This is a genomic window from Pseudomonas sp. 43A (assembly GCF_013363935.1).
In the GTDB taxonomy this organism is placed as follows: domain Bacteria; phylum Pseudomonadota; class Gammaproteobacteria; order Pseudomonadales; family Pseudomonadaceae; genus Aquipseudomonas; species Aquipseudomonas crudilactis.
Genome location: NZ_CP054880.1, coordinates 3,831,000 through 3,847,384, shown reverse-complemented (window position 1 = coordinate 3,847,384; position 16,385 = coordinate 3,831,000). Strand labels below are relative to the sequence as shown.

The following is a 16,385-nucleotide window of genomic DNA, read 5'->3' as shown; positions in this document are numbered from 1 at the left end:
CAAGGTATGACAAGTTCCGACGAGATCATTTGCGTAAAGAATGTTTTCAAAGTCTTCGGTACGCAGCCAGCACTTGCCATGAAAATGGTTAAAGAAGGCGCATCAAAAGCTGAAGTGTTCAAAAAGACCGGTCAGGCGATTGGTGTTTTTGATGCCAACTTCTCTGTTCGCCGTGGCGAGATTTTTGTGATCATGGGGTTGTCCGGCTCCGGCAAATCGACCATGGTCAGATTGTTTAACCGGCTGATTGAACCGACGTCCGGGCAGATCTTTCTCAATGGCAAGGAAATCACCGGCCTGGGCGACAAGGACTTGTTGCAGGTTCGCCGCAAAGACATGGGCATGGTCTTCCAGTCGTTTGCTTTGATGCCGCACATGAGTGTCATCGACAACGTCAGCTTCGGTCTGGAAATAAGCGGTGTCAGCGAGAAGGAACGCTATTGCCGCGCGATGGGCGCACTGGAGCAGGTCGGGCTTTCGGGGCAGGAGCTGAGCTTTCCTCACCAACTCTCCGGCGGTATGCAACAACGTGTCGGCCTGGCCCGCGCGCTGGCCAATGATCCCGCCATTCTGCTGATGGACGAAGCGTTCTCGGCACTCGATCCGATGATTCGCAGCGAGATGCAGGGGGAGCTGATCAAGCTCCAGGCCGAGCAGGACCGCACGATCATTTTCATCTCCCACGATATAGAAGAAGCGGTTCGCATCGGTCACCGCATTGCGATCATGGAAGGCGGGCGGGTGGTGCAAATCGGCACTCCGCGCGAACTTCTGTGCAACCCGGTGAATAAATATGTTCGTGATTTCTTTAATGGCTTCGACACCAGTCGCATTCTGAAAGCGGGTGATATCGCGCAACAGGATTGCAATGTCGCTTATATACCGGGCGGGCAAACGCCTATTAAAGCGGAAGCGTCTCTTCGAGACATCTTTCATCTGGTTGCTGCCTCGGCAACTCCCATGCCGGTGGTGGATGAAGTTGGACTTTATAAAGGTTCGATTTCGCAAGGCCATCTTCTGAGCTGCCTGTGTAACAGCTGAACTGCGAATAATCAGCATTGATATGCCGTTTCTGAGTGCGAGGTAGCATCATGTCAGACTTCAACTTTTTAGATCCTTTTCAAAGTCTCAATATTCCCTTGGGATCGTGGGTGGAAACCGCCCTTAAATACCTGGTGCATAACTTCAGGGAAGTGTTTCGCTCGATCCGTTGGCCGGTCGATCAAGTGCTGGACGGTGTGCAGTGGGGACTGCTGTCGGTTCCGCCGACGGTGTTCATCATCATTGCCGGACTGATCAGTTGGCAGATTGGCGGCAAGCGCATCGCCATTTTCAGCGTCGCCACCCTTACCGGGCTTGGGCTGATCGGTGTGTGGAGCGATGCGATGGTCACGCTCGCCCTGGTGCTGACATCGCTGTTGTTCTGCGCAGTGATCGGCATACCGCTGGGCATCCTGTGTGCACGCAGTGATCGCACGGAAATGATCATCCGCCCGGTGCTGGATGCCATGCAGACACTGCCGGCGTTCGTCTATCTGGTGCCGGTGGTGATGCTCTTTGGTATCGGCAACGTCCCCGGTGTGATCGTCACCATCATCTTTTCCGTCGCGCCGCTGGTGCGGCTGACCAACCTTGGTATTCGTCAGGTCCCTGCGGACAAGGTCGAAGCCGCCCGAGCGTTCGGCTGCACGGCTACGCAAATGCTGATGAAGGTGCAGTTGCCGTTGGCGGCGCCGACGATGATGGCCGGTCTCAACCAGACATTGATGCTGTCGCTGTCGATGGTGGTCGTCGCCTCGATGATCTCGGTGGGCGGTCTGGGTTTGATGGTGTTGAGCGGCATCGGCCGCCTCGACATGGGCCTGGCCAGCGTCGGCGGCGCCGGCCTGGTGCTGCTCGCGGTATTCCTTGATCGACTGACCCAGGCAATGGGAGAGCGCAGCAGCGATCTGGCCAGCGGTCAGCGCTGGTATGAAAGCGGCCCCGTGGGGCTGGTCATGAAACTGAAGAAAAAGAAGAACGTTGCACGTCCAGTGACAAATTGAGTTGGCCCTGCTCACCCATTAAAAAACTCCAAGCGTGGTGAAACATGAAACTGACAAATCTCAAAAAGAGCGTGGTGGCGAGCCTGGTGGCTTCGGTGTTTGGCACCTTATTGTGCTCGGCGGTTTACGCGGCCGATGCCAACAAACCCGGTGCTGGTGTGTCGATTACGCCGATCTTCCCGACGATCGCCGAAGAGCGCTTTCGCGGCGAGGTAGTGATCGCAGGCCTCAAGGAACTGGGCTACGACGTAAAGCAGCCAAAAGAAGTCGACTACCCGGCGATGTTCCTCGCGCTGTCTTACGGCGATGCGGACTTCACCGTGCATGAATGGGAACACCTGCACCAAGCGTTTTATGAAAAGGCCGGCGGCGATGACGTGATGGTCAAGGTCGGGCAAGTCATGAAAGGCGTGCTGCAGGGCTACATGATCGACAAGAAGACCGCCGAGGCTTATCAGATCAAGGATCTGTCGGACCTGAAGAAACCCGAAATCGCCAAACTCTTTGACAGCAACGGTGACGGCAAGGCTGACCTGACAGGCTGCAACCCGGGTTGGGGCTGCGAGATCATGGTCGAGCACCACATGAAAGCCTACGGCCTGGGGCCAACGGTGGTCGACAACCGCGGCTCGTATTTCGCGTTGATGGCGGACACCATTGCGCGCTTTCAGCAAGGCAAACCCGTGCTGTTCTTCACCTGGGTTCCGCAGTGGATCGCCAGTGTTCTGGTAGAAGGGCGTGACGTGGTTTGGTTGCCGGTGCCGTTCACTTCGCTGCCGGATGGCAAGGAAAGCAAGGACACCTTCCACGACGGCAAGAACCTCGGTTTCCCGGTGGACACGATCAATGCCGTCATGAGCAAAGAGTTCGCCGAAAAGAACCCGGTGGCGCGCAAGTTCCTCTCTGAAGTCAGCATCCCGACGGCCGCTGAAAGTGCGCAAAACCTGCGTATGCAAAACGGTGAGAAGTCGCTGGCCGACATCAAGCGCCATGCCGCGGAATGGATCAAGGCCAACCAGCAAGCCTATGACGGCTGGTTGAGAGACGCCCGGGCGGCAGCGAAGTAATCGGTTCGGCCACGGTTTGGCGGCGGGCCGTGCCAGTCGCCAAGCCACAAGGTTGTCGTTTCAGTGAAGGTGAGCGGGTGAGGCAAGATGGAAACGTTCCAGAGTCCGTTGAAACAACAGAACATCGGCTTTCGCCCATCCACCGTGATGTCGGGCCACGAACGTGTGGTGCGGGTGGCGTTTATCCTGCTCGATCATTTTTCGTTGACGACCCTTTCAACGGCGATGGATGCCCTGGCCACTGGAAACCTGATCAATGGCGAAACGATTTACCAGGTGTCGACCTACTCACTGCAGGGCGGGCTGGTTGAAAGTGATATCGGCGTGTCGCTGGCCACGCAAAGGCTGGTGGCGGAAGGCTTCAGTCATGATGCAGTGATTGTCGTCGGAGGCCAGCGTGTGAGGCTTGCCACACAGCCAGTGCTGCGCCGAGTGCTGAAGAAGTCCTCATGCAAAGGGATCGTTGCCGGTTGCTGGAATGCCGCGTTTTATCTGGCCGATGCCGGTTTGCTGGAGGCTTGCGAGTTCGCCTGCCACAGCGACAGCTGCGGCCTGATCAATGAATATTTCCCGCAGTTGAAAGTTTCCGCTCGTGAGTTTATTTGCGCACAGCGCCGAGCCACTTGCGCCAACGCTCATTCAGCGCTGGATATGACCCTGGCAATCATGCAGGAGCTGGGAGCGCGCAACGATGCGGCACTGGTCGATGAAATTAAACGGGTTCACCAGTCTGGACACCTTCAACCGAAGACTGCCGACAGTCTCCGCTGTTCAGCGATTCCCAAGCCTTTGAACATCGCGCTCGACTTGATGGAAAAAAACATTGAGGAGCCGCTGGAAATTGACGCAATCGCCAGTCAGGTCGGCGTGTCACGCCGGCAGCTGGAAAGACGGTTTGCCCGCTATCTGAATGCCGCACCCAATCGCTACTACCTGGAACTGCGTTTGACTCGCGCCCGGCAACTGATTGTGCAAAGTGATCGTTCGTTGACGGATGTGGCACTGGCCACCGGGTTTGTCAGCTATCCGCACTTCTATAAACGCTTCAAGGATCTGTTTGGCTTACCGCCCATGACCTTCAGGGATTACTACTACGCCAACGACTATGCCAGTAGCGGACGTTATGCCGTGGCGGCGAATTTTTAAAACAAACAGTCAATCGTCACTGTTTGCGCAAGTGCCAGTTTTACAAGTTTCCGGATCAACGCCACTGCGTGCGTTTGCTTTGTGCCGCGTGCGTTTTGCAACTTCAACGATTAACGGTTTAACACTATGAAAGTCAGTTCATTACCCGCCGATGATGATAGTTGTGGCTGGTTTCACTTGAGCAAGCCACGCAGTCCCGAGCCGGCTCACCGTGGGCACCGTTCCGCTCGCTGGGTGATCATCGGTGCCGGCTTCACGGGACTGGCGTGCGCGCGGCAACTGGCGTTGAATTTTCCCGACGACGAAGTGGTGCTTATCGAAGCGCAGGAAGTCGGGCTGGGGCCATCGGGGCGCAATGCCGGTTTTGCCATTGATCTTCCCCATGACATTGGCGCTGAGGATTACATCGGTGACATCGCGCAGGCCCGGACCAGTTTGAAACTCAATCTGGCCGGCCAATCGATACTTCGCGAGCTGGTCGATCAGTACCGCATCGAATGCCAGATGAAAGCCTGCGGCAAATATCAGGCGGCGGTGGAGAACCGTGGTATCGCTGTACTCGATGCCTATCGCCGGGGCCTGGAAAAACTCGATCAGCCTTTTCAAATGATTGATGCCGATGAGTTGCCCGAACACTTGGGCACGCGGTTTTATCGCAAGGCGTTGTTCACCCCGGGCGCAGTGTTATTGCAACCGTCTGGACTGGTGAAAGGCCTGGCCGACCATTTGCCGTCGAACGTCACGCTGTATGAGCGGACCCCGATTCTGGAAGTGGAATACGGCGCCAAGACGCTGCTCAAACACGCCCGCGGCAGCATCACTGCCGACAAGCTGATTCTGGCGAACAACTCGTTCGGTATGCGTTTCGGTTTCCTGCAAGGGCGCATGTTGCCGATCTACACCTACGCGAGCATCACCCGGCCGCTGACCGAAGAAGAACAGGCACGGCTGGGCGGCAAACCGTTCTGGGGCGCCATTCCAGCCGATCCCTTCGGCACCACGGTGCGGCGTACCCCGGACAACCGCCTGCTGATCCGCAACAGTTTCACCTTCAACCCGGATGGCCGCAGCAACAGCAAATACAACGAACGTTTCGTGCGCCGGCACAAAGCGTCATTCGATCAGCGTTTCCCGATGTTGCCGGACGTGACGTTTGAATACACCTGGGGCGGCGCCTTGGCCATGTCGCGCAATCACAACGGCTTCTTCGGTGAACTGGCGCCCAATGTATATGGCGCGCTCGGATGCAATGGTCTGGGCGTCACGCGCGGAACCGTCACCGGCAAGTTGCTCGCGGACTGGCTGGCGGGGCAGCGTGACCCGCTGATTGATTTCCTGTTGCAGGCGCCCGGGCCCAACAGCAACCCGCCAGAACCGTTTCTTTCGCTTGGGGTGAACATGAACCTCAAGTGGGGGCAGTACCGCGCCGGGAGAGAAAGTTGAGTCTCCTTTGACTAGTCGCTGCAGCCTCGTCGCTCTGCTGCCGTCCTGAAGGCTTGCGCCGCCAATAACCACGGTCTGCCCGGCATGCCGTCGGGCGCTCGGATTGAACATTGAACCACTGGAGAAAACGCTATGAACTTTGACGGAATTTTTACCCCTGCCATTACCCCGTTGTCCGCTGATGGCCAAATCGACTATTCAGCGTTCTCTGAGGTGCTCGAATATCTGATCGAGTCCAAGGTTCACGGCATCGTTATTGGCGGATCCACCGGCGAGTATTACGCGCACACCGCCGAGGAGCGCGTAGCCGTGGCCGAGCGCGCCAAAGAGGTGATCCGCGGACGTTTGCCACTGGTGATCGGCACCGGTGGCATTCGTACCGAAGACTCGGTGTACTTCGCCGAAAAGGCCAAGTCCCTCGAAGCGGACGCCATTCTGGTCGGTTCGCCACCGTATGCGTTGCCGACGCAAAAGGAAATTGCCGCCCATGTGCTCGCCGTGGACAAGGCGGCCGGGCTGCCGATCATGCTTTACAACTATCCGTCGCGAATGGGCGTGGCGATGGGCGACGAGTTTTTCGAAGCGATTGCCGGCTGCAAGAACATCGCCGCGATCAAGGAAAGTTCGGGCGAGATGAGTCGCCTGCACCGCCTGGCGCATGCCCATCCGTCGATCCAGCTGTCCTGTGGCTGGGATGATCAGGCGCTGGAGTTCTTCGCCTGGGGTGCGCGCAGCTGGGTCTGCGCCGGCTCGAACTTCATCCCGCGTGAACACATCGCGCTTTACGAGGCCTGCGTGCTCGAAAAGAACTTCGATAAAGGCCGGCGGATCATGTCGGCGATGCTGCCGTTGATGGATTTCCTCGAGAGCGGCAAGTTCGTGCAGTCGATCAAACACGGTAGCGAACTCAGTGGCCTGCGTGCCGGCGGGGTCCGTGCGCCACTGCAACCGCTGGAGCCTTCCGAGAAGCAGACGCTGGAAGACGTGATCAAAACCCTGCAGAAAAACGTCGCGCGTATCGTCGAGGAGGCTTGAAATGGCAGACCTGCTGAGTCAAGAGCAATACCGTGAACTGGCTGCGAAGCTCGAGTTTCGCAATCAAGCGTTCATCAACGGCCAGTTTTGCTCGTCGTGTTCAGGCAAGACATTCACCACGACCAACCCGGCTACCGACCAGGTGCTGACTGAGATTGCCGCGTGCAACGCCGATGATGTCGACGAGGCCGTAGCGGCGGCGAAGGAAGCCTTCGACGACGCACGCTGGCATTCACTGGCGCCGTCCGCACGCAAATCGGTATTGCTGCGCTTTGCCCAATTGCTGGAAGACAACGCCCATGAACTGGCAGTGCTGGAAAGCCTGGACAGTGGCAAGCCGATTCGCGAATGCCAGAACATCGACGTGCCGGAAACGATTCATACGTTGCGTTGGCATGCCGAGCTGATCGACAAGATTTACGATGCCACGGCGCCGGTCGGCTCGGGTGCGGTGACCATGGTTGTGCGTGAACCGATCGGCGTTGTCGGCCTGGTGTTGCCGTGGAACTTCCCGCTGCTGATGCTCGCCTGGAAAATCGGTCCGTCGCTGGCCGCAGGCTGTTCGATCGTGGTCAAACCCGCCAAGGAAACCACCTTGAGCACCTTGCGCGTCGCCGAACTGGCGCATCAGGCTGGGATTCCCGCCGGCGTGTTCAACGTCGTGCCCGGCGGAGGCAAGGAAGCGGGTGAGCCGCTAGGCCGTCACTCGGATGTGGCCATGGTCAGCTTCACTGGTTCAACCGATACCGGGCGGCTGTTCCTCAAATATTCCAGCGAATCGAACCTGAAACGCATCGTGCTGGAATGTGGCGGCAAGAACCCTGCCGTGGTGATGAATGATGTCGAAGACATCGACCTCGTTGCCCAGCATGTGGTGAACGGCGCGTTCTGGAACATGGGTGAAAACTGCTCGGCCTCTTCGCGCCTGATCGTCCACGCCGACGTCAAGGATGAACTGCTGCAGCGTGTGCAGGTTCATTTGGGTGACTGGAAAATGGGTGATCCACTGGATCCTGAAAACCGCCTGGGTTCGATGATCAGCAAAGCGCATTTCGACAAGGTGCGCTCCTACCTTGATGTGGCCCGCGACGAAAACCTGCGCGTGCTGGTAGGCGGCAAAACCCGCCAGGATATTTTCGTCGAACCCACCATCGTTGATGGCGTGAGCCGCGATAGTCGTCTGTTCCAGGAGGAGATCTTCGGCCCGGTACTGAGCGTCACCACGTTCCAGACCGTTGACGAAGCCATTGAGCTGGCCAACGACACGGCCTACGGCCTGGCAGCATCGGCTTACACCGGCAACCTGCGCCATGCCCTGAAACTCTCACGCGGGATCCGTGCCGGGATTGTCACGGTGAACTGCTTCGGTGAAGGCGATGCCTCTACGCCATTCGGCGGTTACAAGGAGTCGGGGTTCGGCGGGCGCGACAAGTCGATCTGGGCGCACGACCAGTACACTGAAATCAAAACCATCTGGATTGATGCTTCCTGATAGCGCCTTGACGCAAGAAACCACATCGCCCCGACCACTCGATTGAGTGGCGGGGCGATTGCCCCATACCGTTATCCAATCCGTGAGCTGGATTGGTTGGTAGCCACATCAGCAGAAAGCTTTCAGTCATCCGCTTTTCTTCAGACATTTTGAACCTAAGCCGAAGTCGGTCGCTCAACCGGGAAATGTTCGGGGTGAGCGAAATGAACGCGTTCAAAAATCAACTGACATTCGCACAAGAAACCAAATTGCTCGCGTTGGCTGCCTGGCAGCGTGCACTGGGAAATCTTGAATTGCGCATGGACTGCCCAGACGCCTATCACGATGAACTGCTGCGCCAGTCGGATGAAATGGATCGCTTGGGCATACTCAGCTGGGACGAGTGGCGCGACCTGCGCAGAGAAGCAGATGTCGCGTACCTGCGCGCAGTCGCTGGAGACGATTACCATTGAGGCCATGTACGGTCGTTATCCGCATCCGCTGAAAATATCGAATCAACAAAACAGGAGATTTCCATGCCCGAGCCGTTGACCTCATCAGCCGCACCCGCTCGCTCCTGGTTTGCCCGTTTCTCAGGCTCCGGGTGGGGCGGGCGCGTCTTCTGGTCAATTCTGATCGGGGTGACAATCTTCCTGCTGATAAGCGGGTATGGCGCCTTTGTCGGGGCCAACAAACAGAATCTGTACTTCGCCTTTATCGGTGGCATGACCGGCTTCGCTGCGACGGCAATGGGCGCTGTCGTAGCGATCGCGTTACGAGACATCGCCGCCCGAACCCAAGACATCATGCTCGGCTTCGCCGCCGGGATGATGCTGGCCGCCAGTTCGTTTTCGCTGATTCTGCCTGGCATAGAAGCGGCTCAGGCGCTTTGCGGTAACCCGTTACTCGCGGCCTGCGTCGTCGTTGCAGGATTGGGATTGGGCGTTGCGCTGATGGTCGGCCTTGATCGTTTCGTGCCTCACGAACACGAGAAAAGCGGACGCCGTGGGCCGGACGCGCAGCGCATCAATCGTGTCTGGCTGTTCGTCCTGGCAATCACATTGCATAACCTGCCGGAAGGTATGGCCATTGGCGTGAGCTTCGCCAACGGCGATATGAAGGTCGGACTGCCGCTGACCACTGCCATCGCCATTCAAGACATTCCCGAAGGTCTGGCAGTCGCCCTGGCATTACGCGTAACCGGCATCTCAGCGCTTCGCGCCGCGCTGATTGCGGTGGGTTCGGGGTTGATGGAACCGATTGGCGCCGTTGTCGGCTTGGGTATTTCCAGCAGCTTTGCGTTGGGATATCCCATTGCGCTCGGTCTGGCCGCCGGGGCGATGATTTTTGTGGTGTCCCATGAGGTCATTCCCGAGACTCATCGCAACGGTCATGAGACCCCGGCGACCTTGGGGCTGATGCTCGGTTTTGGGGTGATGATGTTTCTCGACACTGCTTTGGGTTAATCACTAACCTGACCACTGAAGAGAAACCCTCACGCACTGGCTTTAACCTCAGCCTTGACCACTGATTTGCGATAAGTCAGCAAAACGATGCCCATGACCACAATCACTCCGCCGAAGATCTGTCCTGTACTGAGCATCTGATCCAGCACAATCCAGCCCATCAACAGCGTTGCCAATGGCTCGATGTTCATGACCGGCGCATTGCGCGGCATGTCCAGTCGAGGCACGGAAATGAACAGGACGATAAAACCTGTGCCGTACAGCACCACCAGAGTGGCGAGGGCTAGCCATCCGGTCGAGGTGGCGGGCAGGTTCAATCCGCCGGGAAGGGCGCCCGTCAGCCCTGCCAGGTTGACGCTGCTGAACACGATGAAAATGGTCAGCAGACTGCGCACCGAGCCACGTACCTGAGACAGTTTGTGGTCGGTGATCCACAACGCGCAGGCGAACACGCTGGCGGCGCAGAACGCGAGCGCGACGCCCGTCAGCCATTGCGCACTGACGTCTGTCGTGGTCGAGAGACGCCCGGGGACATCCAGCACAAACACCAGACCCAATAGAATCAAGCCCATTAACGTCGCAGTGCGTGCGCTTGGTCGCGGGCCACCCAGCGCCCAGGTGAGCAATGCCAGCAGAATAGGGAATACGTTCGCCACCAGCAGGGCCAGCGCCACCGGCACCCGTGCGACAGCAGAGTAAAGGCACAGACTCTGCGCAGTGATCAGCAACCCCAGCAACAGTTGCCAGCGCCAGGCACCCGCCGGCAAGCGCGGGCTTTGTCTTTGCCACAGCACCAGGATGGCGAGCACCAGCAAGGTCCCGCCGGAACGCATCAAAATCGCCAGCAGCACACCCGCACCATCATCAAAGGCGACTCGCGCCGCCACATGATTGCCGGCAAACGCACAGCCCATGCACAACAGAATGATCACCGCCAGAGAACGGGGGTAGGGCGGCGGTACGGTTTGCGTAGCGGTAGGGCGAGGCATGGCAGATCTCAGGATTGTTAGCCGTTCGAGCGACTTGGTTTTATTAGGTTGTCGTACAACTAGCCCGTTTTATCGCATTCGGCGACGTCGGGCAATAGACCTGAAAGCGCACAGCTACGCATAAGTTCAGCGTTATGGTGGATTTTTAATTATTTGATTAATCGCAGAGATCGTATGACTTGAAAGGGCAGGGGCGCATCGGCCCCTGCTTCCAGGGATTTACACATTCATGAGAGGCGGGTGGTCTGCTTCTGCTCAGGCATGAAATGGATAATCGATGTACCCACGCTGATCCCCACCGAAAAAGCTGCTCGGATCCGGCGCGTTGAGCGCCAGGCCATCGTGCAGCCGACGCGGCAAGTCAGGGTTGGCCAGGAACGGGCGGCCAAACGCGATGATGTCGGCACGATCGGCAATCAGCGCCTGTTCGGCAGATCGCGCATCGTAGCCACCCGCCAGGATCAGCACGCCGTTCCACGTCTTGCGCAACTGGGCAATGATCGCGTCCCAGCGCGGGTCGAAGTTCTCGTCTTTAACTGTGCCGACCATCGCCGGCTCGACCAGGTGCAGATAGGCCAGATTCCAATGATTGAGCGCTTCGACGAGATGGCCGAAGGTGGCCTCCGGGGTGTCATCACCCATGCCCATAAAACGCCCCATCGGCGTCAGGCGTACGCCGACCCGTTCGGCGCCGACCTCTTCAGTGACGGCCGCGACCACTTCCAGCAGAAACCGCGCGCGGTTCTCCACGCTGCCGCCATAGGCATCGTCACGCTGGTTGCTGTTGCTGTTAAGAAACTGGTCGAGCAGGTAACCGTTGCCGGCATGAATCTCTACACCGTCCATGCCCGCCTGCAATGCGTTGCGCGCGGCCACGCGGTAGTCCTCGACGATGCCGGCGATCTCCGCGGTTTCCAGCGCACGCGGCACCGGTACATCACCCCAGACGCCGTTACCGTTTTCATCGACGATAAACGTCTTGCCCGGCACTGGCAGCGCGCTGGGCGCAACCGGCAGGCCGGCATCGGGTTGAAAGCTCGGATGGGACACCCGGCCGACATGCCACAGCTGCATGAAGATCAACCCGCCGGCCTCATGCACCGCCGCGCTGACGTCACGCCATGCCTCAACTTGCTCAGGACTGTAGATGCCCGGCGTCCAGGCGTAACCCTGAGCCTGCCGGGAGATTTGTGTGGCCTCTGTGATGATCAGCGCGGCACTGGCCCGTTGGCGGTAGTACTCGGCGTTCATCGGCGTCGGTACATCGCCCGGTTGGCCGGCGCGTGAGCGCGTTAACGGCGCCATCGCCACGCGGTGGGCGAGGGTGTAAGGACCGAGTGCAAGGGGTTGGAACAGACGACGAGTCATGGGTAGCTCCGGATTTCAATATAAGGAATTCAAGCGCGGCAGCGGTGCCGCGAACCAGTGCCGCTAACTTAACCGCGCTCAGCGGAGCTGATAATCAGTGACCGGCGCTACGCTGTTTTGCGCAGGGCGCAATGGCGCCCGTGCTCATCAGCGATGAACACGGGCGTGGCTCAGGCGGGCTGGTTGGAACGGGTCAGCGGCAGGTTCAGCCAGCGCCGGCCAGTGGCGTTGGCGACGGCGTTGCCAAGGGCCGCGGCCATCGGCCCCTGAACGATTTCAGCGGCACCGAGGAAGGGTTCTCCCGGCTGGTCGAGCAAATGCACATCGACTTTATTCGGCAGTTGCGTGAAACGCAGAATCGGATAACCGCTCCAGTCGTAGCTGCGAATGCCTCCCGCGTCGTAGGCGACTTTTTCGTACAGGGTCCAGCTCGCGGACTGCACGATGCCGCCCTCGACCTGATTGCGCAGGCCATCGGGGCTGACGATCTGGCCGACGTCCACCGCCGTCACCACGTGATCGATGCGGATCTCGCCGGTCTGCGGATGCACCCGAAGTTTCACCGCGATTGCACAGTAACCCATGATGTTTTTGTAGCGGGCAAAGGCGAAACCGATACCGGCGCCGGGCTCGCTGCGTTTTTGCGGCCAGCCGATCTCATCACGCACACGTTCTACGACCGCGCGAGCACGCGGGTCGCTGAGATGGGCCAGACGCAAAGCGACCGCGTCGATGCGGGCCCGGATCGCCAGCTCGTCGATACTCGCCTCGATGGCGAAAATGTTGATGTGCGCACCCAGCGAACGCATGGCCGAGGTGCGAAAGGGCATTTCGGTGACGAAGGTCATGTTGATGCGCGTCGAGTTCAACTCGTACAGCGGCACCGCGTTGCGATCACCATCGCCCTCAGGCTGAGCGATTGGCACAGATGACGCCGAGGCAAAAGGCCGCGCGAGCAGGCGTGCCGGCAACAGACGCCCGGCGTTGACGATGCGTTCGTTGTGCGGCGTGGTCCAGAGTTCGTAGGCCCAGTCCTGCAAACGGCCATGGCTGAGGCCGGCGTCGACTTCAGTGACCATCGCCGAGCTATACGGCTCCCAAAGATTTTCCTGTTCGCGCATCCATTGCACGCGCACCGGCGTACCGGGCACGCGCAGGGCAATCAATGCCGCATCGGCGGCGGCATCATCGGCGCCGTTGTGCCCGTAACACCCGGAGCCTTCGGTATGAATGCAGCGCACCCGGTCAGATGGCAGACCGAGCATTTCGGCAATGCCGGCGCGCAGTGGATACACGCCTTGGGTATGGGTCCAGACGGTTAGAACGCCGTCCTTGAACCAGGCCACTGCGCAAGACGGGCCGATCGAGCCGTGCATCAGATATTGCTTGGTGACCCGCGCCTGAAAACGCGTGTCGGCCGCGCCACTTGGCGTGCCGCTGTTGCTGATCGGATAGCGCCGTGAGGGCAGACGTTTGAGCAGACCATGAATCTCGGTCGCCTCGGGAATCGCTTCGCCCTCGCTCCATTGCGTCACTGCGCTGGCACTGCGCATGGCTTTGATCGCTTGCCACTCATCACGGGCGACCACCGCCAGATAGTTGCCGTCGCGGATCACCTTGACCACCCCAGCCAGGGCTTCGATGTTCGCCGCGTCGAATGCTTGCAACGTGCAGCCCGGACGAGGCGGGCGGATCACCCGCGCATGCAGCATGCCCGGCAGGCGCATGTCCTGGACGAATGCTGCGCCACCGCTGACCTTCGCCGGAATGTCGAGACGCGGCAACGAATGGCCGATCAGTTTGAAATCAGCGGCGGCCATCGCCGGTGACTGAGCCTTGGCGTATTGATGCACATCGACATGCTTGACCGCGTCGGCGTAACTCATCCGCTGAGCGGCCGGGCCTTCGATCACACCGTCGCGGGTGTTCAGCAGTGCTGCATCAATCTGCCAACGGCGCGCGGCGGCATCGACGAGCATTTCGCGCACCTGCGCGGCGGCGTTATACAACGCGGTACCGCTGTCGAAAATGCTGTGGCTGCCGGCGGTGTAGCCTTCGTTGGGCGTCAACGCGGTGTCGGCGGTGAGCAAGTTGATAGAGGTCGCCGGCACCTGCAAACGTTCGGCGGCGATTTGCAGCAGCGCAGTTTTCACCCCGGTGCCCAATTCGACCTTGCCGGTGTAGACGGTAATGCCGTCGGCGCCGATGCGGATCCAGGCGTCGAGAAACGGGTTGGTGCGCAGGCTGCCGGGCAGGTCGGGCGCGAGGACCACGGTGCCGAGCGTATCGACTTCGGTATCGGCCAACACACGCCGCGCCACCGGCATCAGGGTGAATGCCATCAGCAACGCACCACCGCGCAGAAAGGCACGCCGACTCGGGTTCAAACCATTTGACTCGCTCATGTCAGGCTCCCGTTGTGCCCGGCCACCTGTTTGATCGCCTCGATGATCCGCAAGTGCGTACCGCAGCGACACAGGTTGCCAGCCATGTGCTCGCGAATGGTTGCCTCATCCGGGTGTCGATTACGCTCAAGCAACGCCTGCGCGCGCATCAGCATGCCGGCAATGCAGTAACCGCATTGCGCGGCCTGTTTCTCGATGAACGCCGCTTGCAGAGGGCCAGGTTTTTCCGCGCTGCCGAGGCTTTCCACGGTGCGGATTTTTTTGCCTTCGAGGCCGGCGCAGGGCGTCAGGCAGGCGAACACCGGTTGATCGTCGACGATCACCGTGCAGGCGCCGCACTGACCGAGACCGCAGCCGTATTTGGCGCCGTTGAGGTTCAAGTGATTGCGCAGCGCATACAGCAGCGGCATGTCCGGCTCCAGCTCAAGCGGTTGCGCGGCTCCGTTGACGTTGAGGGTGATCTGGCTCATTTCGTCTCCTGACGTAACGCTTCAATAGTGGAAGAGAGGTCGGCCCACGGCTGATCGGGGCTGGCTTGCTGACGCAGATACGCGGCCAGTGCGCCGAGTTGCGCGTTGTCGAGGCTGGCGGCGAATGCAGGCATCAGCGGACCGGGCGATCCGGGTGTGGCGGGCAAGCCTTCGAGCACGGTTTTGAGGAAGTTGCGCGCACTGGCCGCTTGCAGCGCCGAGGTGTTTTGCAGGCCCGGACGACCATCGATGGTGCGCATCGGCGCCGCTGGGCCATGGCAACCGGCGCAGGCGCTGCTGAAAAGCAGGGCGCCGCTCGAGTGGTCTGCCGCTTCACTGGCAGGCGTCTTTGGCGGCGGTTGCGTCAGTGGGTGCGGGTTTTCCAGGCTGAGCAAATACTCGGCAATCGCCTCGGCTTCACTGGCCGGCAAGCGCGCCAGACTCAAGCTGACCGGCCGCATCGGCCCGGCGGGTGTGCCGTGGCCATCGACGATCTCGGCGCGCAGATAGCCCACCAGTTGCTCACGACTCCACGGGGTGCCGCGCTGGCCCATACCGACCAGCGCGGGCGCTTGCCAGCCATCGACGCTGCCGCCCTGCAAATACTCCGAGGACTTTTCCGCGCCGATCAGGTTCAGCGGCGAATGGCAGCCGGCGCAATGGCCCGGACCGTCGACCAGATAGCGTCCGCGATTCCACGCCTCGCTACGCCCCGCCAGAGGCGTCAGTGGCTCACCGTGCAGGAACAGCAGGTTCCAGAACGCCACCAACGGGCGAATATTCATCGGGAAATTCATCTGGTTGTGCACGGCCGGCGCGTGCACGGCGGGGCCGCTCATCAAGTAGGCATAGGCGTCGGCGATGTCTGCTGCGCTCATGCGCCGGTAGTGCACGTAGGGGAACGCCGGATAAAGGAAGTGACCATCGCGAGCGATGCCCTGACGCATCGCCCGCTCGAAGGCCGGCAGTGACCATTGGCCAATACCGGTTTCTACGTCCGGGGTGATGTTGGTGCTGTACAGCGTGCCGAACGGCGTTACCAGCGGCAGCCCGCCGGCCAGATATTCACCACCGGGGCGGGTATGGCAGACCGCACAGTCGCCGGCCTCGACCACCCGCGCCCCGCGTTGCAACTGCGCAACATCGAACATCGTCGGGCGCTCGATCGGCGCAATCGCCGGGCGCCACATCAGCCAAACGGCGCCGATCAGGCCGAGCACGGCGGCGACTGCCACGCTGATCCATAGCGTTCTGGACTTCAGCAAATGGCGGTTCATGGGACGGAGAACAACGCGGCAGGCAATGGCAGAACGGATGGGATACGGATCATGACAACGCTCCTTGTAACAGCCGGGGGAGGGCGCCGCTGGGGACGACAGCGCCAGAGGCCAAAGCGTAGAGAAACCGTCTGCGCGGGAGAATCAGCGGCGCGCGCAACAGCGCGTTGCGCGAGAAGCAACGCCTGCGCCGTTGCGCCGGA

General features: G+C 59.9%; 14 protein-coding genes. 9 read left to right on the top strand and 5 right to left on the bottom strand.

Annotation, left to right across the window (positions count from 1 at the left end; genetic code table 11):
• Nucleotides 1-6: 6 nt before the first annotated feature.
• From HUW52_RS16880 to HUW52_RS16840, 9 genes are all read left to right on the top strand, one after another.
• A complete protein-coding gene (locus HUW52_RS16880; protein WP_016986065.1) occupies nt 7-1,041 on the top strand; it encodes a glycine betaine/L-proline ABC transporter ATP-binding protein in 1,035 nt (344 codons plus the stop codon).
• 50 nt (nt 1,042-1,091) lie between these two features.
• Entirely contained in the window at nt 1,092-2,045 is a 954-nt protein-coding gene (gene proW / locus HUW52_RS16875) for a glycine betaine/L-proline ABC transporter permease ProW (RefSeq protein WP_102899766.1), read from the top strand.
• A gap of 44 nt (nt 2,046-2,089) precedes the next feature.
• Nucleotides 2,090-3,112, top strand: a complete 1,023-nt coding sequence (proX, locus tag HUW52_RS16870) for a glycine betaine/L-proline ABC transporter substrate-binding protein ProX (protein ID WP_175554316.1) — start codon at nt 2,090-2,092, stop codon at nt 3,110-3,112.
• A gap of 87 nt (nt 3,113-3,199) precedes the next feature.
• Nucleotides 3,200-4,258 (top strand): GlxA family transcriptional regulator, encoded by a 1,059-nt coding sequence (locus HUW52_RS16865; RefSeq protein WP_175554315.1) that lies wholly within the window; start codon nt 3,200-3,202, stop codon nt 4,256-4,258.
• Nucleotides 4,259-4,384: 126 nt separating this feature from the next.
• Nucleotides 4,385-5,701 carry an FAD-binding oxidoreductase gene (locus HUW52_RS16860; RefSeq protein WP_175554314.1) on the top strand — a complete coding sequence of 439 codons (1,317 nt, stop codon included), beginning with the start codon at nt 4,385-4,387 and terminating at the stop codon, nt 5,699-5,701.
• Between the two features lie 132 nt (nt 5,702-5,833).
• Nucleotides 5,834-6,736 (top strand): dihydrodipicolinate synthase family protein, encoded by a 903-nt coding sequence (locus HUW52_RS16855; RefSeq protein WP_016986070.1) that lies wholly within the window; start codon nt 5,834-5,836, stop codon nt 6,734-6,736.
• A 1-nt stretch (nt 6,737) separates the two neighbouring features.
• On the top strand, nt 6,738-8,228 hold the full coding sequence (locus tag HUW52_RS16850; protein WP_175554313.1) for an aldehyde dehydrogenase: 1,491 nt from the start codon (nt 6,738-6,740) through the stop codon (nt 8,226-8,228).
• A gap of 203 nt (nt 8,229-8,431) precedes the next feature.
• On the top strand, nt 8,432-8,680 hold the full coding sequence (locus tag HUW52_RS16845; protein WP_175554312.1) for a hypothetical protein: 249 nt from the start codon (nt 8,432-8,434) through the stop codon (nt 8,678-8,680).
• Between the two features lie 63 nt (nt 8,681-8,743).
• Entirely contained in the window at nt 8,744-9,673 is a 930-nt protein-coding gene (locus HUW52_RS16840; RefSeq protein WP_175554311.1) for a ZIP family metal transporter, read from the top strand.
• Nucleotides 9,674-9,702: 29 nt separating this feature from the next.
• Here the strand turns inward: HUW52_RS16840 and HUW52_RS16835 are convergent, their stop codons facing one another.
• The 5 genes from HUW52_RS16835 to HUW52_RS16815 form a co-directional block, all read right to left on the bottom strand.
• Nucleotides 9,703-10,662 carry a DMT family transporter gene (locus HUW52_RS16835; RefSeq protein ID WP_175554310.1) on the bottom strand — a complete coding sequence of 320 codons (960 nt, stop codon included), beginning with the start codon at nt 10,660-10,662 and terminating at the stop codon, nt 9,703-9,705.
• A 255-nt stretch (nt 10,663-10,917) separates the two neighbouring features.
• Entirely contained in the window at nt 10,918-12,030 is a 1,113-nt protein-coding gene (locus HUW52_RS16830) for an alkene reductase (protein WP_175554309.1), read from the bottom strand.
• 170 nt (nt 12,031-12,200) lie between these two features.
• Nucleotides 12,201-14,435: a molybdopterin cofactor-binding domain-containing protein gene (locus HUW52_RS16825; protein WP_175554308.1), complete on the bottom strand. Its 2,235-nt coding sequence runs from the start codon at nt 14,433-14,435 to the stop codon at nt 12,201-12,203.
• Nucleotides 14,432-14,905, bottom strand: a complete 474-nt coding sequence (locus HUW52_RS16820) for a (2Fe-2S)-binding protein (protein ID WP_123375250.1) — start codon at nt 14,903-14,905, stop codon at nt 14,432-14,434. The genes HUW52_RS16825 and HUW52_RS16820 overlap by 4 nt, the downstream gene beginning before the upstream one ends.
• A complete protein-coding gene (locus tag HUW52_RS16815) occupies nt 14,902-16,182 on the bottom strand; it encodes a c-type cytochrome (RefSeq protein ID WP_175554307.1) in 1,281 nt (426 codons plus the stop codon). The genes HUW52_RS16820 and HUW52_RS16815 overlap by 4 nt, the downstream gene beginning before the upstream one ends.
• Nucleotides 16,183-16,385: the final 203 nt, after the last annotated feature.